The 24,187-nt window shown below is 59.1% G+C and carries 23 protein-coding genes; 19 read left to right on the top strand and 4 right to left on the bottom strand.

Annotated features, from left to right (window positions below):
• Window positions 1-159 precede the first annotated feature (159 nt).
• A complete protein-coding gene (locus FHX15_RS22670) occupies window positions 160-948 on the top strand; it encodes an alpha/beta hydrolase (protein WP_246779028.1) in 789 nt (262 codons plus the stop codon).
• A gap of 375 nt (window positions 949-1,323) precedes the next feature.
• Here FHX15_RS22670 and FHX15_RS22665 read toward each other — a convergent pair whose 3' ends face one another.
• The 3 genes from FHX15_RS22665 to FHX15_RS22655 all read right to left on the bottom strand — a co-directional run bounded on the left by FHX15_RS22665 (window position 1,324) and on the right by FHX15_RS22655 (window position 4,635).
• Window positions 1,324-1,611: a hypothetical protein gene (locus FHX15_RS22665; RefSeq protein ID WP_184400612.1), complete on the bottom strand. Its 288-nt coding sequence runs from the start codon at window positions 1,609-1,611 to the stop codon at window positions 1,324-1,326.
• A 575-nt stretch (window positions 1,612-2,186) separates the two neighbouring features.
• Window positions 2,187-4,076: a molecular chaperone HtpG gene (gene htpG / locus FHX15_RS22660; protein ID WP_184400611.1), complete on the bottom strand. Its 1,890-nt coding sequence runs from the start codon at window positions 4,074-4,076 to the stop codon at window positions 2,187-2,189.
• Between the two features lie 268 nt (window positions 4,077-4,344).
• Window positions 4,345-4,635 (bottom strand): hypothetical protein, encoded by a 291-nt coding sequence (locus FHX15_RS22655; RefSeq protein ID WP_184400610.1) that lies wholly within the window; start codon window positions 4,633-4,635, stop codon window positions 4,345-4,347.
• Between the two features lie 174 nt (window positions 4,636-4,809).
• Here FHX15_RS22655 and FHX15_RS22650 point away from each other — a divergent pair, with 174 nt between their 5' ends.
• The 17 genes from FHX15_RS22650 (at window position 4,810) to FHX15_RS22570 (ending at window position 19,550) form a co-directional block, all read left to right on the top strand.
• On the top strand, window positions 4,810-5,091 hold the full coding sequence (locus FHX15_RS22650; protein WP_184400609.1) for a hypothetical protein: 282 nt from the start codon (window positions 4,810-4,812) through the stop codon (window positions 5,089-5,091).
• Window positions 5,092-5,794: 703 nt separating this feature from the next.
• Complete coding sequence (locus FHX15_RS22645) at window positions 5,795-6,232, top strand: curlin (RefSeq protein WP_184400608.1); 438 nt, start codon at window positions 5,795-5,797, stop codon at window positions 6,230-6,232.
• Between the two features lie 59 nt (window positions 6,233-6,291).
• Window positions 6,292-6,690 (top strand): curli-like amyloid fiber formation chaperone CsgH, encoded by a 399-nt coding sequence (csgH, locus tag FHX15_RS22640; protein WP_184400607.1) that lies wholly within the window; start codon window positions 6,292-6,294, stop codon window positions 6,688-6,690.
• 168 nt (window positions 6,691-6,858) lie between these two features.
• Window positions 6,859-7,272, top strand: coding sequence for a curlin (locus FHX15_RS22635; RefSeq protein ID WP_184400692.1), 414 nt, complete (start codon window positions 6,859-6,861; stop codon window positions 7,270-7,272).
• A 531-nt stretch (window positions 7,273-7,803) separates the two neighbouring features.
• On the top strand, window positions 7,804-9,129 hold the full coding sequence (locus tag FHX15_RS22630) for an ABC transporter substrate-binding protein (RefSeq protein ID WP_184400606.1): 1,326 nt from the start codon (window positions 7,804-7,806) through the stop codon (window positions 9,127-9,129).
• 101 nt (window positions 9,130-9,230) lie between these two features.
• Window positions 9,231-10,199: a carbohydrate ABC transporter permease gene (locus tag FHX15_RS22625; protein ID WP_184400605.1), complete on the top strand. Its 969-nt coding sequence runs from the start codon at window positions 9,231-9,233 to the stop codon at window positions 10,197-10,199.
• Window positions 10,196-11,149 (top strand): carbohydrate ABC transporter permease, encoded by a 954-nt coding sequence (locus FHX15_RS22620; protein ID WP_184400604.1) that lies wholly within the window; start codon window positions 10,196-10,198, stop codon window positions 11,147-11,149. Before FHX15_RS22625 ends, FHX15_RS22620 begins: the two co-directional genes overlap by 4 nt.
• Window positions 11,146-11,358 (top strand): hypothetical protein, encoded by a 213-nt coding sequence (locus tag FHX15_RS22615; protein ID WP_184400603.1) that lies wholly within the window; start codon window positions 11,146-11,148, stop codon window positions 11,356-11,358. The genes FHX15_RS22620 and FHX15_RS22615 overlap by 4 nt, the downstream gene beginning before the upstream one ends.
• Window positions 11,359-11,361: 3 nt before the next feature.
• Complete coding sequence (locus FHX15_RS22610) at window positions 11,362-12,459, top strand: ABC transporter ATP-binding protein (RefSeq protein ID WP_184400602.1); 1,098 nt, start codon at window positions 11,362-11,364, stop codon at window positions 12,457-12,459.
• On the top strand, window positions 12,452-13,459 hold the full coding sequence (locus FHX15_RS22605) for an ABC transporter ATP-binding protein (protein WP_184400601.1): 1,008 nt from the start codon (window positions 12,452-12,454) through the stop codon (window positions 13,457-13,459). The genes FHX15_RS22610 and FHX15_RS22605 overlap by 8 nt, the downstream gene beginning before the upstream one ends.
• A gap of 48 nt (window positions 13,460-13,507) precedes the next feature.
• Window positions 13,508-15,148, top strand: a complete 1,641-nt coding sequence (locus FHX15_RS22600; RefSeq protein ID WP_184400600.1) for a dihydroxyacetone kinase subunit DhaK — start codon at window positions 13,508-13,510, stop codon at window positions 15,146-15,148.
• Window positions 15,145-15,783 carry a dihydroxyacetone kinase subunit DhaL gene (dhaL, locus tag FHX15_RS22595; RefSeq protein ID WP_184400599.1) on the top strand — a complete coding sequence of 213 codons (639 nt, stop codon included), beginning with the start codon at window positions 15,145-15,147 and terminating at the stop codon, window positions 15,781-15,783. Before FHX15_RS22600 ends, dhaL begins: the two co-directional genes overlap by 4 nt.
• Window positions 15,780-16,181 (top strand): dihydroxyacetone kinase phosphoryl donor subunit DhaM, encoded by a 402-nt coding sequence (gene dhaM, locus FHX15_RS22590; RefSeq protein WP_184400598.1) that lies wholly within the window; start codon window positions 15,780-15,782, stop codon window positions 16,179-16,181. Before dhaL ends, dhaM begins: the two co-directional genes overlap by 4 nt.
• Window positions 16,178-16,522: an HPr family phosphocarrier protein gene (locus FHX15_RS22585; RefSeq protein ID WP_184400597.1), complete on the top strand. Its 345-nt coding sequence runs from the start codon at window positions 16,178-16,180 to the stop codon at window positions 16,520-16,522. The genes dhaM and FHX15_RS22585 overlap by 4 nt, the downstream gene beginning before the upstream one ends.
• Window positions 16,506-18,086: a putative PEP-binding protein gene (locus tag FHX15_RS22580; protein WP_184400596.1), complete on the top strand. Its 1,581-nt coding sequence runs from the start codon at window positions 16,506-16,508 to the stop codon at window positions 18,084-18,086. Before FHX15_RS22585 ends, FHX15_RS22580 begins: the two co-directional genes overlap by 17 nt.
• 1 nt (window position 18,087) lies before the next feature.
• Window positions 18,088-18,498 (top strand): hypothetical protein, encoded by a 411-nt coding sequence (locus tag FHX15_RS22575; protein ID WP_184400595.1) that lies wholly within the window; start codon window positions 18,088-18,090, stop codon window positions 18,496-18,498.
• Window positions 18,499-18,557: 59 nt separating this feature from the next.
• Complete coding sequence (locus tag FHX15_RS22570; protein ID WP_184400594.1) at window positions 18,558-19,550, top strand: dihydroxyacetone kinase subunit DhaK; 993 nt, start codon at window positions 18,558-18,560, stop codon at window positions 19,548-19,550.
• 234 nt (window positions 19,551-19,784) lie between these two features.
• Here FHX15_RS22570 and FHX15_RS22565 read toward each other — a convergent pair whose 3' ends face one another.
• On the bottom strand, window positions 19,785-21,569 hold the full coding sequence (locus FHX15_RS22565) for an APC family permease (protein ID WP_184400593.1): 1,785 nt from the start codon (window positions 21,567-21,569) through the stop codon (window positions 19,785-19,787).
• A 242-nt stretch (window positions 21,570-21,811) separates the two neighbouring features.
• Here FHX15_RS22565 and FHX15_RS22560 point away from each other — a divergent pair, with 242 nt between their 5' ends.
• Entirely contained in the window at window positions 21,812-24,181 is a 2,370-nt protein-coding gene (locus FHX15_RS22560) for a DUF1989 domain-containing protein (RefSeq protein ID WP_184400592.1), read from the top strand.
• The last annotated feature ends 6 nt before the right edge of the window (window positions 24,182-24,187 follow it).

Here is a 24,187-nt window from a genome sequence, read left to right as displayed (position 1 = left end):
CCTGGACTTGAGCTTTCCGAAAAGGACCTGCGGCGGGCACGCCGCTTCAACAAACTGCTGTCGTGGATGCCGCGGTTCAGGACCAGTCATCGGTGGAACGCGCGCCTTGTCCAGCTGCTGGCCGCGACTTGGTCTAGACTCTACCCTGACCTGCGACGGATGGGCTCGAAGGTTTCGATCATCACCCTTCCGGACCAGCCGCTGTCGATCCGGATCACGCATCCTCGCGTCCCTCCCCGCGCTCTGGTTGTCCATTTTCATGGCGGCGCCTGGGTCATGGGCGACGCACGTCTGGAAGATCGATTAGCAGGTTTGATTGCAGACGATTGCGCTGTCGTCGTCGCAGCCGTGGATTTTCGAAACGCGGCAGACGATAATCTTGCGCGAACGCTCAAAGATTGCATGGCAGCCGCTTCTTGGCTGGCGGCCAATCTCGAACGGTTCGGTGTCGAACACCTGATCCTTTCTGGAGAGTCGTCGGGCGCCCATCTGGCGATGGAGGCCTTCTTTCATCTTCGTTCAATTGGACGGCAACGCTCCGTCATCGGATTTTACTCCATGTGTGGCGCTTTCGATCTCGAAGGATCGCAAAGCCTTCACCAAAGCTCTTCCGATAGCCTCCTCATCGACGGGCCTTCAGCGCTCGAAAATTTGCGCCGCTTGACGCCCTCCTTACCTGAAGAGAAACAAAAGGGGCCCGTGGACGGTGATTTCTACGACCTTCCATCGGCACTGTTCATCGCCGGATGCCTCGATCCGATTGCCGATGACAGCCTGGAAATCAACGAATGCTGGCAGCGCGCGGGAGGAGATGCCAGCTGTATCCTCATTCCCGAGGCTGTCCACGGCTTCAACAGGATGCCGACCGCTCTCGCCGCCAAGACGAACAGCTTCGCTCGTCACTGGATGAGGACACTGATCGATCGCACACATGACCGCGGAAGATAATATCTCGTGTCCGAGGATGGATCGTGGTGCGGCGGCGCGCCTTCAGACCTCGCCTGGGCCGGGCGACCTCAGGACATAGGACCCCCGGCACGGCGTTTGGATGCCCACGAGCTGTTACCGATAGAGCGCCGCTACTGCTTCGCCATGCTCGGATAACGGAACCCCAACCGACCTTGGGGCCGGGACTGCAAGACAATGACGCTCAACGCGGACAGATGTGACGATTCGGAATTACGGGTACAAGTCTTGCATCTGCTGCCGGTGCCGAACCTTTTTGCTGGGAGCGAAACGCCGTGCGCTCCTGCCGCCCAAGGGTGCGAAGGCTCTGCCTGACGCTGGAAAACGGTGACCGGCGGCAAATACCCATGAACCCCATCAATGCATGGAGTAGCTCTGCATCCTGTGAGGATGGTAGGCGTCGAATTGCTTGAGCAGCTCGCTCGCCTGCCCGATAACGTAGGCCGCAGTCTTTGCCTCGTCGCGGGCAAGCTCGTCGGCGTTGACGAAAATTGCTTCCGCCATGTGCTTCGAGAACTGCGCGAATTTTCGATTTCCCTCGATCATCGCCTGCAAAGCCCTCTCGTCGAGAACGCGCGCGACATCTATGAAGAATTCCTCACGCTCCTCGACGCTGAGGCTTTCCAAATTGCCTATAAAATCCATCTCCGTTTCACTCCTTTGAGGTGAATCCGTACGGCCTCAAGTGAGCACCGTCAGCAGGAAGCTAGGGATCAACAAAACGCTGTTCAAGAGTGAATTTGGCACTGCGGGATCATGAGTGCCAAAAATACTCGGACGCTCTCTCGAAAGTATTCCTGCGGCTATAAGTTCAAGCCATTGCTGTGTTTTACGTCTGCCTCGGGGGCGTACATGCTCGCAAAATTAGCGCCAGATGCGGGGGGCAAGGAACTTGCGGCTGATGAGGTTGGCTCATGATCCCGTGGGCGCGTGACGATCGGTACCGTTCCCCGCGCGGGCTCCTCTTGCCTACCGCTGTTCGGGAGTAATTGTGGTCCCTAACGCGGCATTGCTAGGTCGCAGAGTGGGACTTGCGTCCTTTGCCGGGCTTGCAGCCCCGCAGTCTGTTTCCCGGGTGTGGCCGGATAGCAGCGCATCTTGTTCAGCAAGGCAGACCGGCGTCGGGGCTGGAAGTCAACATCCAAGATATTGGTGAGCCGGCACCAAAAACGGCGGCCCCGGCGTCATCGGCATTGCCAGAAGGTCGCTTCGCCAGACCTTCAGGGGCGAGCCGCTTTTTCGAGAATACGTCCGAGACGTTCGGCGAATGCGCGCGAATCTGTCGGATGGTCGCCGTCAAGAATGCGCGCCTGGTCGAGGAGGAGCCGAGCGGCATCTTCCTTGAGTGGCGAACTTTCCTCCAAGCTGGCAATCGCCCTGATCATCGCGTGGTCCGGGTTGATTTCCAGAATTGGCTTGGCCGTATCCTGAAGGCGGCCGGCGCTCTGCAGGAATTTCTCCATCTGCCGGTCGTAGCTTCCTTCGGAGGCGACAAGGCAAACTGCACTTTCCGTCAAACGGACCGATGTTCTCACATCCGCGACGTGGTCAGCAAGTTTCTCCTTGGCGAAGGCTATGAACGATTCGGCCTCGGCCGCAGTTTCCGACAACGATGCTTTTTCGTTGTCCAGCAAGGAAAATTGCGACAGTTCGGCCGAGCCCTGGGTGACGGACTTGAACGTCTTGCCTTCGAATTCCGGCGCGTTCATGACCCAGAAGCTGTCGATTTGGTCCGTCAGCAGCAACACCTCGATGCCTCGGGCGCGGAATCCCTCCAGTTGCGGCGACGCCCTCAGTTGTTCAAGGCTGGCGCCGGCGAGATAGTAGATGGCGCCCTGGCCATCCTTGGCATCCTTCACATAGTCGGCAAGCGAGCGATACCCCTCCTCCGACACAGTCGTGCGAAAGCGCGCAAGAGCCAAAAGCTGGGCACGGCGCTCGAAGTCTTCGTAGATGCCTTCCTTCAGAACGGCGCCGAAATTCTTCCAGAACGTGAGGAAGGTGTCTTCTTCCTTCTCCGCAAGCTTTTCGATCGCGGTGATGATTCTGCTGGTGACACCCTTTCTGATTGACGACAGGACAGGGCTTTCCTGGATCATCTCGCGCGAGACGTTGAGCGGTAGGTCGGACGTGTCGACCAAGCCGCGCACGAAACGGAGATAACGCGGCAGAAGCCCGGCGTCGTCGGTAATGAAGACTCGCTTGACATAGAGCTTCATCCTTCCGGTGCGCTCCGGGTCGAACAAGTCGAAGGGCTGGGAGCCCGGAACGAACGCAAGGGCGCTATATTCGTGCCTGCCCTCCGCCCGGAAATGTACGGTCAGTGCAGGTTCGTCATATTGGCCGGAAATTCCACGATAGAAATCACGGTATTCGTCTTTGCTGACGTCGTTCTTCGATTTCGTCCAAAGCGCGCTTCCGTCGGTGATCCGGGCCGGTTCGCCTCCGGGCTTATCGACAATGCTGATTGCGACCGGCACATGCCCGGACTGTTCCTTCACGATCTGCTCGATCGTCCAGCGCGACGTATACTTCTTTGCCTCCTCCGTCAGATGAAGCAGGATGCGCGTACCGCGCGGCGGCGCCTCGGTGATATCGGCCGGGCTCACGCTGTAGTTACCTTTGCCGTCGGAAGACCAGAGCCAGGCCTCGCCCGAACCGGCGCGACGCGACACGACGTCGACACGTTCGGCCACCATGAAGCAAGAGTAGAAACCGACGCCGAACTGGCCGATCAACTGTGCTCCTTCGCCGGCCTTGCCGGATTCCAGCCGTTCCATGAAGGCCCGCGTTCCAGATCGGGCGATAGTTCCAAGCGCTTCTATCAGTTCCTCCCGGCTCATCCCGATCCCGTTGTCCTCGACGGAAAGCTGCCGACGCGCTTCGTCGAGTGACAGAGTGATGCGGCTTTCGGAGTCGGATCCGGAAAGGGATGGCGTTTCGATCGATTCGTAGCGCAATTTTTCGCAGGCGTCGGCGGCGTTCGAAATCAGTTCGCGCAGGAACACGTCTTTGTCCGAATAGACCGAGTGCACCATCATATGCAGAAGGCGGGCGACGTCGGCCTCGAAGACGTGGCTCTCGGCAGGCTTTTCTGCAGTGGTCGGCATGAGTGCGTTTTCTCCTTCACTTTTGATATGGCGTCGATGAGGTGGCAAAGTCCTGCGTGAAATTCAAGAGGAACATAAAGGTTCGCCATCCGCATGTCGCCGGGAAGTGTGTCGAAAGAAGAAGGGTAGCAGCAACCTGGCGAGGTAGTGATCGAACGTGCTGGAGTCGTTGCGGGGCGAACGCTGAGGCCGTTGGAATGGCAGCTATCGCTATAGATTCAGCGGCACCATGTCGGGTAGCGGCGCGCGAAACTTCAAAAGCGAACCATCATCCCTCCGCCGCCGGCGGCGGCCTCGTATGCAACTCTTCGATCCGCCGTCCGCTTGAGAGCCACACCTGACGCACTTTGGCAAACATTGCACCGATCCGGGAACCTCGCGCCTTGCGCCTTGTTTGAAAGTCCTTAGTGAGCGAGCGAGGGAAGAAATGAGCAGCGATGATCGCAAAGCGGAATTCGGAATGATTAAATTCGTTGGAGCCATTTTTCTGCTGCTCTCGTTCTTGCAGGAATCTATTTCTTCGCAATGACGCCGGAGACACCGTCGCAAGGACAGCCATCTCCTCACGCGCTTGACCAGACCAAGTAGGCGTCAGGAACAAAACAGCCGCGCCAAGGTTGCTTTCTAAAGGTGCAGGTGCCGGACTCCATTCAGGAACGGGAGATCGCTAGCGTGGGGGACTAAACCGCGCGCTGCACCACTCCTTGCTTGTTATCGCCACTGGAGGATACAAGTGAATACCGCTAATCTTCAGCTCGAAGGCATGATCATGGCCGTCGCATCGCTCTGCGAAGTTTTGATAGACAAGGGTTTGCTGAACCACAAGGAGGTCGGCGCCGCATTTGAACGAGCAATGCGGGCAGTCGAACAGGATGACGCCCACCAGCTATCTGAAGCCAATCAGGCGGCCGCCGCCTTTCCGATCCGTCTTCTCAGCCTGGCAAATCAGGCGCATGAACGCGGAAAGACGTTCACCTTCTCAGACTACGCAGCCATTGTGGGGAAACTGACGTGATGTCAGTTCTTTGGCTCGGCATGTGCAATCGAGCTTGTCCGAACCGGCATTCTTCTGAGGATGGAGCAGAGTAGCCGTAATCACATCGATCAACAACTACAGGATAATGCGTTGGTCGGCCTGAAGCCTTGGCTGCAGGCCGGATTCTGAGAATTTCTGGGCTGATACTGGAAATCGGCGCTATTGGAACTTTGGTGTGCGGTGCAGGATGATGCCAGGATGGCCATGCCGATAGGCAGGCAAGCTTTCATAAGTGTCCAAACTCTGCTCATCGGCGTCACCTTCCAGCAGTCGCTCGAAACATAGAATTCATGGCATTCCCTGCAGTGTCAACGAAGAGCCTGGTGCCGCGAGCCGACGATCGAACGGCGCTGGCGACAGATGGTCGAGCGATTGACACAGGTGGACCGCACAACCGGTTTTAGTGGGGTAAGGGCTTCGGACCCCCAGCTGCACGGTCCGCGGCTCTGACTGTCTCGGTCGACGAAAGTTCCGCAACGATACCAGAGTCCACAAAAATTTAGACGCGCGTGTCAGCCATTGGGCGAAATATAAGCGCCTACAGCTTACCGGTTGAAGAAGGTGGGCCGATCTCTGCGAATGAACCGCGACTGAATGATGCTTTCAGCTTCCGTTCCAAAGGACGCCTTTAAAAGAAAGACGTTCATCAACCGCGGTCCTACCCGCCTGAGGAGACACAGTCATGATCCGCACGTCTTTCATTGCAACAGCACTCACCGCGCTCATTGGCCTCACCGCTGCAGCCCCCGCCATGGCCAACGACGTGCGTATCGAACAATATGGCTGGATGAACTCTGCCGGTGGTGCGCAGGAAGGGTACGCAAACCGCATCAGGACTTACCAGAACGGTGGCTACAATCGCATTGTCGGTCGCCAATATGGTCGCCACAATCTTTCGGCTGTTGGCCAAGAAGGCAATGACAACTACGGCGCCACCTATCAGAACGGCAACCGCAACATAGCCGGCATCGGCCAGTTTGGTTCCAACCATACGACTATCCTTACCCAGGACGGCAATGGCAACATCGCCGCAGGCGTTCAGGTCGGCCATGGCTGCAACGCCAATGTCAGTCAAGGCGGCAACGGCAATGTCGCAGCCTTCGTCCAGGCTTGCCCGTAAGCAGCCACGCGCCAACGTGAAAGAGACCAACATCGCAGCACACTATTAGGGAGAGGACCATGCCAACTAGCATCAAACACCCACGCCGCCTGATGGCCATTCTTGCGCTGGTCCTGCTTCCCATCGGCGCCGTTGCGGCCATGACGAACGCAAATCAATCCGACGAGGCGCGGTTTTGCGAAATCAAAGCAACGCCGGGAGCTGGTATAGTGAGACTGGATGCGCTCGTCCAGGCCGACAAACATGTCGACGGAACCTACACCTTTCACGTCCAGAAAGCGGGAGACGGCGGAAGCTCCACCATTAGCCAGAGTGGGGACTTTGATGCGACAGCGGGCCATGCGGCTGTCCTCAGCTCCGTCTCGCTTGACGCCAAGGGTACCGGATACAAGGCGACACTGGATGTCGTGATTGGGGATAAGCGTTTCAGCTGCACGAAGCAGACCGGCGGTACCTGAGCGGCCACCAAGTTCTTTAAGCTTCCGTAAGGGCGCCGGTTCAGGCGCCCTTTTGCTTTCGACCTCGCCGAATGACTGAACGACAACTGAACGGGCAATTCCTATAGGGTTCAGCTCCAGGATGCGAAAGTTGATCATCGGCTAAGGCTGCCGGTAATGGAGATCAAGATGACCCCCAACGTGTTTAGGATACTTACCGTCACCCTTCTTGCCTGGTGCCTGGGGCCAGCAGCCGTATCTGTGCCCGCCTATGCCGGCGGCCGGATCTCGTTCAGCCTAGCGCCCGATAATGCCGAGGACGCCAATCTTTTTTCAACTGGACTGCGCGTCTATTCGCTTTACCGCGATCTGAAAGACGCCGACATCCGGCAGCTGGGCCGGGGTAACGCGGCCGGCATCGCCCAGGCCGGCCGTGGCAACCTTGGCTTCATCCGGCAACGGGGCAATGGTCATTCGGCGACCTTGCGCCAGAACGGTAACAACAATGCTTATGGCATTTTCCAGTATGGACGAAATACCGAAACCGACGTGGTCCAAGATGGAGATAACGGCAGCGGAGCCACCTTCAGCTATGGATGGTAAGGTATCTCACAACAGTCCCGAATATGATGATCCGTTGTCTCAATTCTTGTTCGGCGCTTCGCCCCAGGCGCATGCGATGACGATCCCATATAGAAACTACCCGCCGACGGCATTACCTTGGCTGTTGGCTGACGCGGACCAGGCAAAAAAGCGGCCGACTAGACCGACGTGGACTTCGGACCGATCCAGAAACAGATACGTGTTTGTCCATCACCCTTGAAACGATCCGGATCGCCGCAACCGTTGTCTAGCAGCTTGGCACACTCATCGAATTTGCCGGGATTACCTATTGCCGCCCTGCCGAAGGGCGGCACCCGCTGCCGCAACCAAGTGCAATAGCTGGCTAGCTCCACGAGCTGTTCTTCCCACGGGTGCAGCGCAGCAACGAATGTCACTTGCAATGTTTATAAAAATGTACTTCACTAAACATATTGCTAAACATGAGGGTTGAGGAGTTCATGTAGGCATTCTCTGACATTGGTGGACTTGCGTGGTCGGCGGGGAGCCGGCCTTTGGTTCTGGGAGGAACTCATGCAGATAACATTGAAAGCCCTTCTCGGGCTGGCCTCGGCGATCGTCATGCCGCTGGCGCTGCCCACTATTGCAAAAGCCGATCAATTGACGCTGTGCTGGGCCGCCTGGGATCCTGCAAACGCACTCGTCGAGCTGTCGAAGGATTTCACCGCCAAAACCGGAACGGAAATGAAATTCGAGTTTGTCCCGTGGACGAGCTATGCGGATCGTTTCCTCAACGAGTTGAATTCACACGGTAAGCTCTGCGATCTGATCATTGGCGACAGCCAGTGGATCGGCGGATCGGCGGAAAATGGCCACTACGTCAAGCTCAACGACTTCTTCGACAAGGAAGGCATCAAGATGGATGACTTCGTGCCGGCGACGGTCGTGGGCTACTCGGAATGGCCGAAGAATACGCCGAACTACTGGGCGCTGCCTGCCATGGGCGACGTGGTCGGCTGGACCTATCGCAAAGACTGGTTCGAGCGGCCGGAATTGAAGAAGGAATTCAAGGAAAAGTACGGTCGGGATCTCGCAGCCCCGAAGACCTACGACGAACTGAAGCAGATCGCCGAATTCTTCCAGAAGCGTCAGATCGATGGCAAGACCGTCTACGGCGCTTCGATCTACACCGAGCGCGGCTCTGAAGGCATCACAATGGGTGTGACCAACGTGTTGTACGACTGGGGCTTCCAGTACGACAATCCAGATAAACCCTACGAAATGAAAGGATTCGTGAATTCTCCTGATGCTGTAAAAGGCCTGGAATTCTACAAGTCGCTTTATGATTGCTGCACACCGCCCGGCAGCTCCAACGTTTACATGGTGGAGTCAGCGGATGCCTTCAAATCCGGCCAGGTCGCGATGCAGATGAACTTCGCCTTCACCTGGCCGGGTCTTTACAAGGACGAGAAGGTCGGCGGCGACAGGATCGGTTTCTTCCCCAATCCAGCTGAAAAGAAGCATTTCGCGCAGCTTGGCGGACAGGGCATCTCAGTCGTCTCCTATTCCGACAAGAAGGACGCCGCTCTCCAATACATCAAGTGGTTCGCCCAGCCTGACGTCCAGGCCAAATGGTGGAAACTCGGCGGCTACTCATGCCTAAAATCTGTCGTGAATGCCCCGGACTTCGCCTCCAGCCAACCCTATGCCCAGGCATTCCTGGACTCGATGGCAATCGTGAAGGATTTCTGGGCCGAGCCGAGCTACGCAACCCTTCTCCAGGATATGCAGAAGCGTGTTCATAACTACGTCGTGGCTGGCAATGGCACCGCTCAGGAGGCGCTCGATGGCCTCGTGAAGGATTGGACCGAGGTCTTCAAGGACGACGGCAAGATCTAGTGTCCGGCTGGACGCGCAGCATCCTTGCTAAAATGGCGGCCCGGATTGAAAAGACTGCCGGGCCGCCACGTATCTCACATACGCAAAGACCAGGTGATACCTTGAACATTTCCTCTTCCTCCATGGTCGAAAAGGCAGCAGACGCAACGGCAAGGGCGACGCCGACATCAATGGCTCGCCGCGTCCGCGGCCTGTCCGATCGAGCGATTGCCTGGGTATTTATCGCGCCCACCATCGTCCTTCTTCTTGCCATCAACATCTTCCCGCTCATCTGGGCGATCTATCTCTCGTTTACGAACTATCGCGCCAACCGTCCAAATGCGCCGGTCCAGAACGTCGGACTGAGCAATTACGAGCGCGTCCTGACCGACCCTGATATCTGGCAAGCCATGCAGACGACGGCACACTTCGTGTTCTGGACGATCCTGCTGCAGACGGTCATTGGCTTTACGCTCGCCTATCTTATCGACCGCAAGTTTCGTGGCCACGCTTTCTGGACGACGCTGATCCTGATCCCGATGATGCTGTCTCCGGCCGTCGTCGGCAATTTCTGGCGCTTCCTCTATGAACCGCAGATCGGTCTCTTCGCCTACGCCGTTTCCCTCGTCACCGGCATCCCGACGGCCGACATCCAAATGCTTGGCAGCGTCTCGCTTGCTCCCTGGGCAATCATCATCGTCGATACCTGGATGTGGACGCCGTACGTGATGCTGATCTGCCTGGCGGGCCTGCGTTCCATCCCCGACTATATCTATGAGGCTGCCGAGGTCGACCGCGCCTCCGCGTGGCGGCAATTCTGGTCGATCACCGTGCCGATGGCGCTGCCCTTCATCATGCTTGCCGTGCTGTTCCGCGGCATCGAAAACTTCAAGATGTTCGACATGGTTACGCTGTTGACAGGAGGCGGTCCGGGTTCGACTACGGAGGTTGCCTCCATCACCCTGAAACGCGCCGCCTTCGAGAGCTGGGCGACAGGCCGGGCGTCGGCCTTCGCCATCGTGCTCTTTGTCGCCGTGTTCGGCCTCGCCAACATTTACGTCAAAGCGCTCAACAAGGTGAAGCAACGATGAGCTCCGTCACCTCAGCCCACTCGGTCGTCGAGCCTAGCCCGACCAGCAAACGCATCGCCGGCGCCATCGTGATCCTCTATGCCCTGATCACTATGATCCCGCTCGTCTGGATATTCCTGACCAGCATAAAGTCGCCGCCGGATTCCATCAGCTACCCGCCGAAGATCGTCTTCACGCCGACGCTGGAAGGCTACTGCAACCTTTTGACGACGAGAACGCGCCAGACGCCGGAATATATCGCCTCGCTGCCCACGCCGACAGGCACCTGCGACGAGGTCACCCGTAAGCGAAATATGGTGATTGCGGGTCCCTCGAATTTCCTGCCGCGCTTTGGCAATTCGCTGGTGATCGCCTTCGGCTCCACGTTTCTCGCCGTGTCGCTCGGAACATTGGCGGCCTATGGTTTCTCCCGCTTCAGGGTTCCGCTTGCCGACGACCTTCTGTTCTTCATTCTGTCGACGCGTATGATGCCGCCCATCGCGGTCGCAATCCCGATCTATCTCATGTACCGCGAGCTCGGCCTTTCGGATACGGCGGTCGGCATGATCCTGCTCTATACCGCAGTCAACGTCTCGCTTGCGGTCTGGCTGCTTAAAGGTTTTATCGACGAGATCCCCCGGGAATACGAGGAAGCCGCGATGATCGACGGCTACACCCGCCTTCAGGCCTTCTGGAAAGTCGTCCTGCCGCAGGCAACCACAGGCATTGCCGCCACCGCGATCTTCTGCCTGATCTTTGCCTGGAATGAATATGCCTTCGCGGCATTACTGACCTCGGGCGAGGCGCAGACTGCGCCACCGTTCATTCCGACCATCATCGGCGAAGGCGGTCAGGATTGGCCGGCTGTCGCGGCAGGAACGACGATCTTCCTCATCCCGATCCTTGTCTTCACGATCCTCCTGCGCAAGCAGCTTTTGCGTGGGATCACCTTCGGAGCGGTCCGCAAATGACACATCTCGTCGAAACACCGCCGCCATCCCGCCCGAAACGACCCTTCTTCCTGCGCCGCGGCCCGATGGAGAACATCGCGACCACGCTGATCGCAATCGGCTTCCTCATGCTGTTCCAGCCTTTCCTGCTGGTCCTCTACACTTATTCGCTGGTGACCCTGCTTGCCGGCACGGCCATGTTCATCATCGTCTCGAAGTTTGCGGAGTGAGCCATGGCAGAGATCAGAATAGAAAATCTGCGCAAACAATTCGGTAGCTTCGTCGCGGTTCAGGATTCGAGCTTTACCATCCACGACGGAGAATTTCTCGCACTGCTCGGTCCGTCCGGCTGTGGCAAGACGACGACGCTTCGCATGATCGCCGGACTTGAACTTCCGACCAGTGGCAAGATCTACCTCGACGGCGACGACGTCACCTTCAACCGCGCGAGCGCCCGCGACATCGCCTTTGTCTTCCAGCTTTTTGCGCTCTATCCGCATATGAACGTGCGCAAGAATATCGCCTTCCCGCTGCTTTCGCAGGGGATGTCGAAGGCCGAAACTCGAAAGCGCGTCGAGGAAACCGCGCGGCTGCTGCAGATCGATCATATCCTGAACCGATCTGTCTCCGGTCTTGCCGGCGGCGATCGCCAGCGCGTGGCTCTCGGTCGTGCGATCGTGCGCCGTCCTAAGTGCTTCTTGATGGATGAACCGCTTGGCACGCTCGACGCCGAATTCCGCGAAGTGATGGTCCATGAGCTGCGCGAACTGCACAACCGCATCCATGCGACGACGGTCTATGTGACCCATGATCAACACGAAGCCATGGCAATGGCCGACAAGATCGCGGTCATGAACCATGGTGTCATCGAGCAATTCGGCACGCCGCCGGAAATTTACAGTAAGCCGGCCACCATGTATGTCGCTGATTTCATCGGGTCGCCGCCGATGAATTTCATGCGCTTCACCTCGGGCCTTGATCGCGGGGCGAGATCGGTCTCAGTTAACGGCGTCGATGTCAGTATTCCCGAAATGTATCAGGACCTGGCAGAAGCTGAATTGGCGCTTGGGGTCAGGCCGGAACATATTCGCTTCAGCGATACCTCTCCTTTGCGGGGAGCAGTTTACGGCAGCGAATATCTCGGAACCAACCAGGTGGTGGCAATCGAGACATCGAGCGGCGTTATCAAAGCCCGCGTTCCGGCAAACCGCAACTTCCGCATCGGTGAAACTGTTGGTCTTGAATTCAATCCAGCCAAGCTCGCCTTGTTCGACTGCAAGTCGGGCCGCGCCCTTGCTTCGGCGCTCTACGCGGAGGTGGAACATGGCTGACGTTGTTCTCAAGAGCCTGAGCAAGCGTTTCGGCGACACACAGGCCCTGGCTGTTATGGACCTCTCGATCCGTGATGGCGAGTTCGTCGTCCTGCTTGGGCCAACGGGCGCCGGCAAGACAACCACGCTGCGCCTTATCGCCGGTCTGGAGCGCCCTGACAGCGGACGCATCGAAATCGGCGGTCGCAACGTCGCGGGCGAAGCTCCTGCCGACAGGGACGTCGCGTTCGTTTTCCAGCAGTATTCGCTCTATCCGCACATGACGGTCTACGACAATCTCGCCTTTCCGCTGCGAGCGCCGGTGCGCAAGCTTTCAAGTGAAGAGGTCGACCGCCGTGTCCGCGACATTGCGCGCATGGTCAGGATCGACCACAAGCTCGAGAACCGTTCGACCCGTCTGTCGGGCGGCGAAATGCAGCGCGTTGCGATCGGCAGGGCGCTGGTGCGTCGTCCCGCGATCTATCTTATGGACGAGCCACTCTCTTCGCTCGACGCAAAGCTGCGTGCGGAGCTTCGTCTGGAACTGAAGCGCATCCAGAAGGAGCTCGGCTCGACCCTGCTCTATGTCACCCATGACCAGGTCGAAGCCATGACGATGGCAGATCGGATCGGCATCGTTTCCGAAGGACGGTTGCTGCAGGTCGGAACGCCCCGCGAAATTTATGGTAATCCCGCCAGTCTTCATGTCGCGGCACGTCTCGGTCAACCGCACATCAACCTCTTGCCACCCGGACTTCTTGGCGGCGCCAATCCTCCCCCTGGCACCAAGACGATCGGCGCACGGACCGAGCATCTCGATATCATCCCCGATCAGAACGCTAATGCCGAAATAGACTGGATCGAGCATCTGGGCGACCAGAACCACCTGCATATCCGGGTGGGCGACCACAAGCTCGTCACACTTGCCGATCCCTATCTTGCGATCCGGCCCGGCGATCGAATCAGCGTGTCGCTGCGCGATCCACTCTATTTCGATGCCAGCGGCCAACGCGTTGGATGACAGCAGAACCAAACAAACAATAGTGGCATAAACGACGGATCTCATTCCATGAAACATTTCTTCAATCGCCGGGAAACCATCGTCACCGAAGCCTTGGACGGACTGCTCCTGACGAGCTCTCGTACCCGGCTGGCCCGGCTGGACACGTTCCCAGAGATCAAAGTGATCCTGCGTGCGGACTGGGATAAATCCGGGGTCGCAATCATCTCCGGCGGTGGTGCCGGGCACGAGCCCTCGCACGCAGGCTTCGTCGGCAAGGGCATGCTCACAGCAGCGGTATCGGGCGAAATCTTTGCTTCGCCAAGTGTTGATGCGGTGCTCACTGCAATCCGCGCCGTAACAGGCCCTAAGGGTGCGCTGCTCATCGTCAAGAATTACACAGGTGACCGTCTGAACTTCGGCCTTGCCGCCGAGAAGGCGCGTGCCGAAGGCTTCGACGTCGAAATGGTGATTGTTGCCGACGATATTGCAATCCCTGACATCACCCAGCCGCGCGGCGTTGCCGGTACGCTATTTGTGCACAAGATCGCCGGCTACCACGCCGAGGCCGGCGCTGATCTCAAGACAGTGGCGGCGCAGGCGGCGGCCGCCGCAGGCGACATCGTCTCGCTTGGCATGTCCCTATCGACCTGCAATGCGCCGGGTCAGGCGCATGAGGACCGGCTTGGCGCTGACGAGGGAGAGCTTGGCCTCGGGATCCACGGCGAGCCGGGGATCGAGCGTATTGCGCTGCAGCCGGTTGCCGAGCTTGTCGCCACCATGGCCGAGCGGCTGGCCGCAAAGCTGGACAGTTCGCGGGATCATGCGTTGCTGCTTAACAACCTCGGTGCCGTGCCGCCACTTGAGATGGGTGTGATCGCCAATGCGGTGCTATCGTCTCCCATCAGCCGCTACGTGCGGCTTGTCATTGGCCCGGCGCCAATGATGACCGCGCTTAACATGAACGGCTTCTCCTTATCGCTAATCCGGCTGGACGCTGCCCGTGAAGCCGCCTTAAAGGCTGCGGTTGCTCCGCACGCCTGGCCGCCCGCGACCGAGCGGCATGAGATCACTATCATTCCCGCCCCTGAAAGAGCGATTGCAAAAGATGAAGCAGCAGTGGCCAGCGACGATAAGCAGAGCCGTCGTCTCCTGACGGCACTTTGCCAGCATCTGATTTCCCTCGAGGAAGAGCTCAATCGGCTGGATGGGCGCGTCGGTGATGGTGATACCGGTTCTACGGTCGCGCAGGGCGCCCGCAGCATTCTTTCTCGCATGGACACGCTGCCGCTGAAAGATCCTGCCGCCATGATGGCCTCGATTGGCGAGATCTTGAGCACGAGCATGGGCGGCTCCAGTGGTGTGCTGCTATCGATCTTCTTCACCGCCGCATCCAAGGCTATGGCGGAAAACAAAGATATCGCTGCTTCCCTGCTTGCCGGACTAGATCGGATGACGTTCTATGGAGGAGCTGGCGTCGGCGACCGCACAATGGTCGACGCGCTCGCTCCGGCATTGGCAGCTCTGGCATCGGGAGATCTCGGAGCCGCCGCGAGGGCAGCCGCGGTAGGTGCAGAGTCGACAAAGCGGATGCGGAAGGCAAAGGCAGGACGGGCTTCCTATGTCGGCGAAAGAGATCTCGAGGGAGTACCTGATCCAGGCGCCGTGGCGGTGGCAGGAGTGTTCGTAGTGGCGGCATCGCTGGCATGAGCGAGCTCCGGGAGGATTGGGTGCAGGCAGAACCGGTACTTCTGATGGGATTGATCGAAGCTTGCCGTGCAACGATCGCGGCAAATAGCGATCACCTCTGCGGGCTTGATCGTGCGATCGGTGATGGCGATCACGGAACGAATATGCGGCGCGGCTTCGAGGCGGTCGGCGCAGAGGAAGCTTCCGTATCGCTCCTTCCCGTGCCGGACGCGCTTGAAAAAATTGGCCTGACGCTTCTGATGAACATAGGCGGTGCGGCGGGCCCTCTTTACGGAACACTGCTTATGGAGATAGGTCGTGAGCTCCGCGCAATCGATGAGACGCAGAATTTCCCCTCGGTACTGAAGCAAGCGATCGAGGCGGTCGCGCGCCGCGGCCGCTCGAATGCTGGCGACAAGACGCTTCTCGATGTCCTGTATCCGGTCCAGGATGCGCTCGCACACCGCGTGCCTTTGACGGATATTGCGCGTCAGGCCGCACTTTCGGCCGAACAGACTGCTGCAATGAAAGCCATGCGCGGACGCGCCTCCTATCTTGGAGACAGGTCAATCGGGCACGTCGATCCGGGAGCTTCGAGTTGTGCGCTTCTGACAGCCGCGATCTGCCGTTACCTTGAGGAGTACCGCCCGGCATGAATGGGAAGACCCCTAACGTTGGGATTGTGATCGTTTCCCACTCGCCGCTTGTTGCGCGCGGGACCGCCGACATGGTGCGGCAGATGGTTGGCGATAGCGTGCCGCTTGCCTGGTCCGGTGGTAACCATCATGGCGAGCTCGGCACCGATGCGGGCGGCATTCTCAAGGCCATCGAGGAAGCCTGGTCAGAAGCTGGAGTCGCCGTCTTCGTCGATCTGGGTGGGGCTGAGACAAACAGCGAGATGGCAATCGAAATGCTCGGCTTGCCGCGATCGGAGAAGGTATCGATCTGCAACGCCCCCGTCGTGGAGGGAGCCGTTATTGCAGCGGCCGAGGCTTCGGGTGGCGCACCGCTAAGCAGGGTGGTTGCAACGGCAGAGGAGCTTTCACCCACATGAACGGCGGATTGCGCATAGGAAGCCGGGAAGCCGAGCAGGTGCAGGCCAGTTGCCAGACCGAGGTCGAGGTCAAGCACGGTGTCGGATTGCACGCTCGGCCTTCAGTCACCTTCACCCGGCTGGCAAAATCCTTCCCCTGCTCTATCGAGGTCGCGGTCAATGGCAGCGACACCTGGCTCAACGGCAAGAGCATCATCAAGATCATGGGGGCGAGGATCCGAAAAGGTTCGATCATCAGGATCCGCGCCGATGGAATCCTCGCCGAAGAAGCGATCCGTGCATTGAAGGACCTTGTCGAGCGCAACTTCGATGAGGAAAAGCGGCATGGCCGCGCCTTCTAGATTGAAAGCTACAAGCGCGTCGCCAGGCGTTGCAACCGGGCCGGCCTATGTCGCGGAGCCGGTGGCCGCCGCCGCGTCACCACCATCAAGTCTTTCCGGGCATGCCGAACTCGGCGACGCAATCAGGACGGCCACCCGTGAACTACAGAATCTTGTGACAGAAACGGATCCCGATAGCGGCGACATCATCGAATTTCAGATCGAAGTCCTCCAGGATCCGACGTTGACGGAGATGGTAGGCACGCGGATCGATGCAGGCGAGAACGTCGCATTTGCTTGGGTCGGGACACTCGACGGATATATACTTGAGCTGGAATGCTCAGAAGAGGATCAAATGCGGGCGCGCGCCGTCGACATTCTCGACATCAAGAACCGCGTCCTGTCGATCCTCACAGGAACGTCGCTCGACGATTTTCCTGCCGGATCCATCTATGTCGGCAGGGACATGGAGCCTAGCCGCTTTCTCGCCCACGACTGGTCGGCTGGCGGCGGTATCGCTCTTTATGGCGGCAGCGCCGTCGGCCATGTCGCTCTGCTGGCCAGATCCAGGTCTATCCCGATGGTAATCGGCGCCGGTGAATTCGCGATAGAAGGGGGGCAGCATATCGAGGTTGATGGCGATTTGGGCGTCGTCAGCCTTCAGACCGCTAAGGAGAATACGACGCCGGCCCGATCCGACCGTCCCGCGACAAGCACGGCACTGTCAGCTGATAACGGACGTCTGCGCACGGCTGATGGCTCGCAAGTACTGTTGTCCATCAACGTCAACGCTCCCGATGAAGTCGATTCGATCCCTGCAGCTACAGCTGCCGGCATCGGACTGATGCGCTCCGAATTCGCAGTGACTTCACTTGGTGATGCTGCAAACGAAGAAAAGCAATTCGCGATCTATCGCCGGCTCCTCGATTGGGCGGATGGCCGAGCGGTGACGATCCGCATGTTGGATATCGGTGGCGATAAGCCACTCGCCGGCCTCACCGACGCATCCTCGTTGCGCGGCGTGCGCCTTCTCCTTGCCCGGCCGGAAATTGCCCGCGTTCAGGCCCGCGCACTCTTGCGCACGGCCATCTTTGGCGGTTTACGCGTCATGCTGCCGATGGTCACTTTTCCGTCCGATGTCGATAATATGCGCGAAATCTTTCGCGAAGAATCAACCGAGCTCGCGCGCAGGGGCGTGCCACACCGCATCCCGCCGATCGGTATGATGGTGGAGGTTCCGGCTGCGGCGCTCATGCTCGACCGGTTCGAAAGTGCAGACTTCTTTTCGTTCGGCACAAACGACCTTGCGCAATATCTTGTGGCTTCGCCACGCGAGGATGCCGATTTCGCTCTCTATCAGGATCGGGCAGTGCCGGCCGTGCTGCGCCTGCTGTCGCAGGCCGTGAAGCTTGCCGGGGCCAAGCCTGTCAGCATTTGCGGCGATATGGCCGGCGATCCGTCCCGAACGGCAGATCTGCTTGCCGCGGGCATACATCATTTTTCCGTGGCACCTGCTCGACTTCCCGCGATAAGATCGGCAATCGTCGGTCTGAATGCCGATGGGACAAAGGCAGCTGGAGAATAAGATGGCGCGCGAAGATACCGAAGACGCCATTATCGCCTACAAGTCCATCCTGGCCCAAATCATCGACAACCGGCCGTCCGGAACACGCCAGCGACTGGCCACTGAACTCGGTAAACATCGAAGCTTCGTCACGCAGATAACAAGCCCGGCATACGCGACACCGCTTCCCGCCAGGCATCTCGCGACGATTTTCCGGGTATGCCATTTCAGCGGCGCCGAACAGGAGCGTTTTCTGCTTGCCTACCAGGCCGCCCATCCCGGCAAGCTGCCGGAGCTTGGCGCTTCGGAAAAGCTGCGACATCTTTCGCTGATGGTCCCTGATTTCGGTGACGAGCGACGCAACCGGCTGCTGGAGGAGGCAATCGCAGATCTTGTGCTGAAGATTGTCGCACTTTCCGGACCGCTCGAGTGAACTGGAGCTTGCATATGGAGCGACAAGACTGAGATGATCATCGCCTTGGGAGGGGCTTGATGAAGAAATTCATGAATACGGCGGAGACCATGGTCGCCGAAAGCATCGAAGGCTTCGTGCGCGCTCATGAGGAATTCGTTGCGTTCGGCGTCGAGCGCAAATGCATACGCCGTCGTCACCTGGTCCCCGGCAAGGTTGCAATCATCTCCGGCGGCGGCGCAGGCCACGAGCCAATGCACATCGGCTTTGTGGGTCGCGGCATGCTCGATGCGGCCTGTGTCGGGCATATTTTCACGTCTCCGACGCCAAGTCAGATCGTCAGCGCGATTGAGGAGACGGATACGGGTGCCGGTTGCCTGCTGGTCGTGAAGAACTATGACGGCGACGTGATGAACTTCGAAATTGCGGCAGAGATGGCGGCTGGCCAGCACAGAATTGAAATGGTTCTTGCCTGCGATGACATCGAAACCGTGAGAGCCGGCGACGGTCGTGGGCGACGCGGCGTTGCCGGCACGGTTATTACAGAAAGGCTTCTGGGCGCGGCAGCCGAGCGGGGCGCCTCGCTCGCCGAACTGAAAGCCATCGGCGACAGCCTCTCGCCGCGCATTCGATCGATGGGTGTCGCGCTCACTGGAGTGACGGTGCCGCACACGCAGCGTCCAACATTCACACTCGGATCGAGCGAGATCGAAATGGGCGTCGGCATTCATGGAGAGCCGGGCTATTCAAGACAGCCCTTTGCCAACGCCGACACGATCGTCAGACGTCTATGCGAGGCAATCGTCGACGACATCAAGCAGGCCACGGACAAAGGACTGCTGCTCGTCAACGGGCTTGGCGGCACGCCACCAGCCGAACTCTATCTCGCCTATAATATTGTTCGCGACTTCCTTTGCGAGCACGACCTGCGGATCGAACGCTCGCTTGTCGGCACTTATGCCACGTCGCTCGACATGCAGGGCCTTTCGGTGACGCTCGCTTTCCTCAGCGACGAGGAGTTTTCGCTGTGGGATTCGCCCATTTCAACCGCTGCTTTGCGCTGGGGTTGCTAGGTGCCGGCGCGACGGCAGGAGTCTTCTGGGTGCGCGAGGCCTGCATGTTTCTCGAAAATCGCATCGGCCGCGACGCCTACTGAGCGAGCCCAATGGTGTTTCGGAAGGAGGCCAGCGCGCTCAACTCGTCGAACCGCGAAGGCACGGAGCACGATGCGAAATGACTGGTTCTTTAAAAACTCCTGCCGCAGCTTTCAGCGGCAGGAAGAGCGTGGCCGATAGCCGAACCCCGCCTTAAGACGGTAATTGAAAGGCCCAGTTGGCAATCAACGCGATGGCGAGACCGCCAGCAAGCGCGAGGTAGGGCAGCATGCCCGCCTTCTTGACACCGAGGTCCTGACCGATCAAGCCGAGATCTTCCATGGCCCCGGCCGGGAACTGGCCGCCATCGCGCACATAGTGGCGATAAGCAAAGACCGGCAGGATCAGGGCTGCAAAGGCAAAGCCAACCCAGAGCGCGTTGGTGTAACCCCAGACCTTCGCGCCGGCTCCGAGGAAGAGAGCGTTGACGAAAGCAAGGATAGTGTTGAGGCCGATCAGCCAGCTCGGCGCCTTCCATGGACGCTCGACGTGACCGGAATCGATGCGGTGGATCCAGCCGGAGTTGAGGTTCAAAAAATTGAAGATGATATAGCCGACGTTGGAGACGGCAAGCACGAAGAAATAGCCGCTTGCATCAGACGCGATGGCCAGGAGGCCGAGGTTGAAGGCGAAGTCCGTCCACATGGCCCTGGTCGGCGCGCCGTTCTCGTTCACATGATCGAGATATTTCGGCAGCCAGCCGTCTTTCGAGCCCTGATAGAGCGTGCGCGAAGAGCCGGCCATCGCCGTCATGATGGCAAGGAACAGCGCCAGGATCATCAAGATGACGAGGAGCTGGGTAAAGACGCGGCCGGCGCCGATCAGACCGCCAAGCGCTTCGGCGACACCCGTGCCGTCGACGATACCGGGTGCCAGCATGCCGGCATGCCCGAGCACGCCCTGGAAGGCAAAGGGCACGAGGAAAAAGAACAGGCAGCAAACGAGGCCGGAATAGAAGATCGCCTTGAACGTATCGGTCTTCGGGTTCTTCAGTTCGCGCGTATAGCAGACGGCCGTTTCGAAGCCGTAGGTCGACCAGGCGGCGATATAGAGACCGCCGAGAAAAAGCGTCCAGCCACCATTGCTCCAGGTGCCGTCGGCGGCGGCATAAGCGGCTGTCGGCGGCACGAGACCGGTGACGTTGGAGGCAAGGATCTGGCCGCTGACGATCGGATAGACGCCAATGATCAGCAGCGGCACGAGAACGATGATCGCGAGCCATTTCTGTACGCTCGCCGTCTCCGAAATGCCGCGATGTTGGATAGCGAAGATGATCAGCATCAGGATGCCGCCGATGAAGAAGGTGGCGTTGATGTTGGCGGTCGCGAGGAAAGGAATGCTGAAGCTGAGGAGCGACCAGCTGCGGATCGCCGGCGTGAATGCGGCAACGCCGTCGGCGCTGAGTAAGGCCTTGACCGCATCTTCGGGCGACGTGCCAGCATGCGCTGCGATATATTCGGCGACCCGCGGACTATCGGCCGTGATCGACGCGGCATGTGCGCTGATCCAGTCGAGGACCGCCTGCGAATCCGCCGCCGGGATCGGAAAAAAGGCGTTGAGAATATATCCGGCGGCGATGGCGCAGCCGAGCGAGAGCACCGGCGACCAGGCAAACCAGTTGCACCAGACCGAAAGCGGCGCGATGAACTTCGAGTAACGCAGCCAGGCGGTTGCGCCATAGACCGAGGCGCCGCCGGACTTGTTGCCGAACATTCCTGCGATTTCCGCATACGTGAAGGATTGCAGGAACCCCATGACCATCGAAATGATCCAGACGACGAAGGCAAGCTTGCCAGTCGTCCCGGCAATGCCGCCGATGGAGAATAGAACAAGTGGCGGCACGCCGGCTGCCACCCAGAACGCACCCTTCCAGTCAAGCGCGCGTATAAGTTTACCTTCGGTGCCGACAGAGGTGCCAGCGTCCACAATATCCGTCATCGGTGATATTCCCCATCTTTGTTCCGGACGTATCTTCGTACGTCTCCCTGAACGTGCCTCCCATGGCATTGCGGGGCTTGCTGGAGCTTTTCATGAGCCGAGTCTTTGCGCGGATTTCCGGATGCACGCCCTTTATACATAGTGAAGATATTTTCTTTTTAGTCAATATCCCTTTACTTTGCGATGGCATTTTGTCAGCATAATCCTGTGTCCTGACGGACGTCATTTCCCGAGAGGGCCTGATGCGAGATCTCTACCCGCCGACAGCCGGAATACGGCCGATTTCGGCGAGCATTGTCCACTATCCGGGCATTCCGGCCTTGTCGCGAAATATCGAACGCTATCGCTGCAAGGGCGGCGGATCACTGGTCCTGCGCGTCGCGCCCGGTGATCGGATCTGCGTGACGGATAGCGAAGGCGGACAGCCCTGCGAGCTGACCTTTCTTGACGAGAAAGGCCGCTTTCAATCCGCAGGATTGGGATCGGGATTCACCGGCGAAGCCATAGGTCTGAAAGCGGTTCTTGCCTCTCCGGATGAAAGTGCGGCTCGCGTCCGCAGAGCGCTGGAGCGGCGTGGGGCCGACTTGGCCTCTGCGTCGGCGCTTCGCCTCTTCGGCGCGTCGTCGCCAGCGGGCAGTGCGGCGGAATTCACCATCGCGGGCAAAGGCTTGCTTGTCGCCTGCGCGCCGGCAACGGCCATGTCGCCGGAAATGCAGGACACGGCAACGCCCTTGGAACTCAGAATTCGCCGGGCGACAGTCCTGCGAGACTATAGGTCCGCTCTGCCGGAACCGCTCGCCGATCCGATCGAAGACATCCGCATCAAAGCGGCAACCGCCTCGGCCTATTTCGTCCGCGCCGGCGAGTATATTCAGATCATCGATGTCTATGGCCGGCAGTGTACGGACTTTCAGGCGTTCTCGGCCCGCAAGGTCGACAAGGGGCTCGACCTTGCGCTCGATTCCACCGTCACTCGCACCCTGCTCGGTCGCAGCTATCCGACACCCGGCCTGCCGTCCAAGGCCTTCGACCGTGATTTCGAACCGTTGGTGGAAATCGTGCAGGACACGGTCGGCCGCCATGATGCCTTCGCCACCGCCTGCAATTCCCGCTACTATGACGACATGGGCTACCCCGGCCATATCAATTGCACCGATAATTTCAATGCAGCACTTGCGCCTTATGGCATTGCCGGCCGAAAGGGCTGGGAGGCGCTCAACTACTTCTACAACACCAATATCGACCACAACAACCAGCTCTATCTCGACGAACCCTGGTCCAGGCCCGGCGACTACGTCCTGATGCGCGCCCTGACGGATCTCGTCTGCGTCTCCTCCTCTTGCCCCGACGATGTCGATGCGGCAAATGGCTGGGACCCGACCGACATCCACGTGCGCACCTTTTCCGGCAAAGAAAAATTCACACGAGCGGTGGCCTATCGCATGACCCCTGACGCCGAACCCGAATTGACGCGGGAAACCGCATTTCACCCGCGCCTTTCCACCATGACGCGCGATTACACCGAATATCGCGGCTTCTGGCTGCCGAACCGCTTCTCGTCCGAGGGACCGGTCGAAGAATATTGGGCCTGCCGCGAAAGGGCGGCTGTCATTGACCTCTCGCCGTTGCGCAAATTCGAAGTCACAGGCCCTGATGCGGAGGAATTGCTGCAATACTGCCTGACGCGCGACGTGCGCAAGCTGTCGACCGGACAGGTCGTCTATTGCGCCATGTGCTACGAGCACGGCGGCATGATCGACGACGGAACGCTCTTTCGCCTCGGCGACAAGAATTTCCGCTGGATCGGCGGCGACGATTACAGCGGCATATGGCTGCGCGAACAGGCCGAGAAGAAGGGCTTCAAGGCCTGGGTGCGATCTTCGACAGACCAGATGCACAATATTGCCCTGCAAGGACCAAAGAGCCGCGACATCCTCAAGGAGATCATCTGGACGGCGCCGCGCCAGCCCGATATCGGCGAGCTTGAATGGTTCCGCTTCACCGTCGGGCGTATCGGCGGCTTCGAAGGAGCTCCGGTCGTCGTCTCGCGCACCGGCTATACTGGCGAGCTGGGTTACGAGATTTTCTGTCATCCGAAGGATGCGTTGACCGTCTTCGATGCCGTCTGGCAGGCCGGCGAGCCCTACGGGCTGAAGCCGATGGGGCTGGAAGCGCTCGACATGGTCCGCATCGAGGCAGGCCTGGTCTTCGCCCATCATGAATTCGACGACAAGACCGATCCCTTCGAGGCCGGCATTGGTTTTACCGTGCCGTTGAAATCTAAGCAGGACGATTTCATCGGCCGCGAAGCGCTCCTGCGTCGCAAGGAGCATCCGCGCCACCTGATGGTCGGCCTGGACGTGCAGGCGAACGAGGCGGTCGGCCACGGTGATTGCATCCATGTCGGCCGCGCCCAGATCGGCGTCGTCACCAGCGCGACGCGCTCTCCGATCCTTGGCAAGACGATCGCACTCGCCCGCATTGACGTGACCCATGCTGGCGTTGGCACTGAGGTCGAGATCGGCAAGCTCGACGGCCAGCAGAAGCGCCTGCCGGCGGTGGTGGTGCCTCTGTCACACTACGACCCTCAGAAGACCCGACCGCGTTCGTAAAAACCT

This window comes from Rhizobium sp. BK650, assembly GCF_014195325.1.
Lineage (GTDB): Bacteria > Pseudomonadota > Alphaproteobacteria > Rhizobiales > Rhizobiaceae > Rhizobium.
This window is presented reverse-complemented; position numbering and strand designations above follow the sequence as displayed.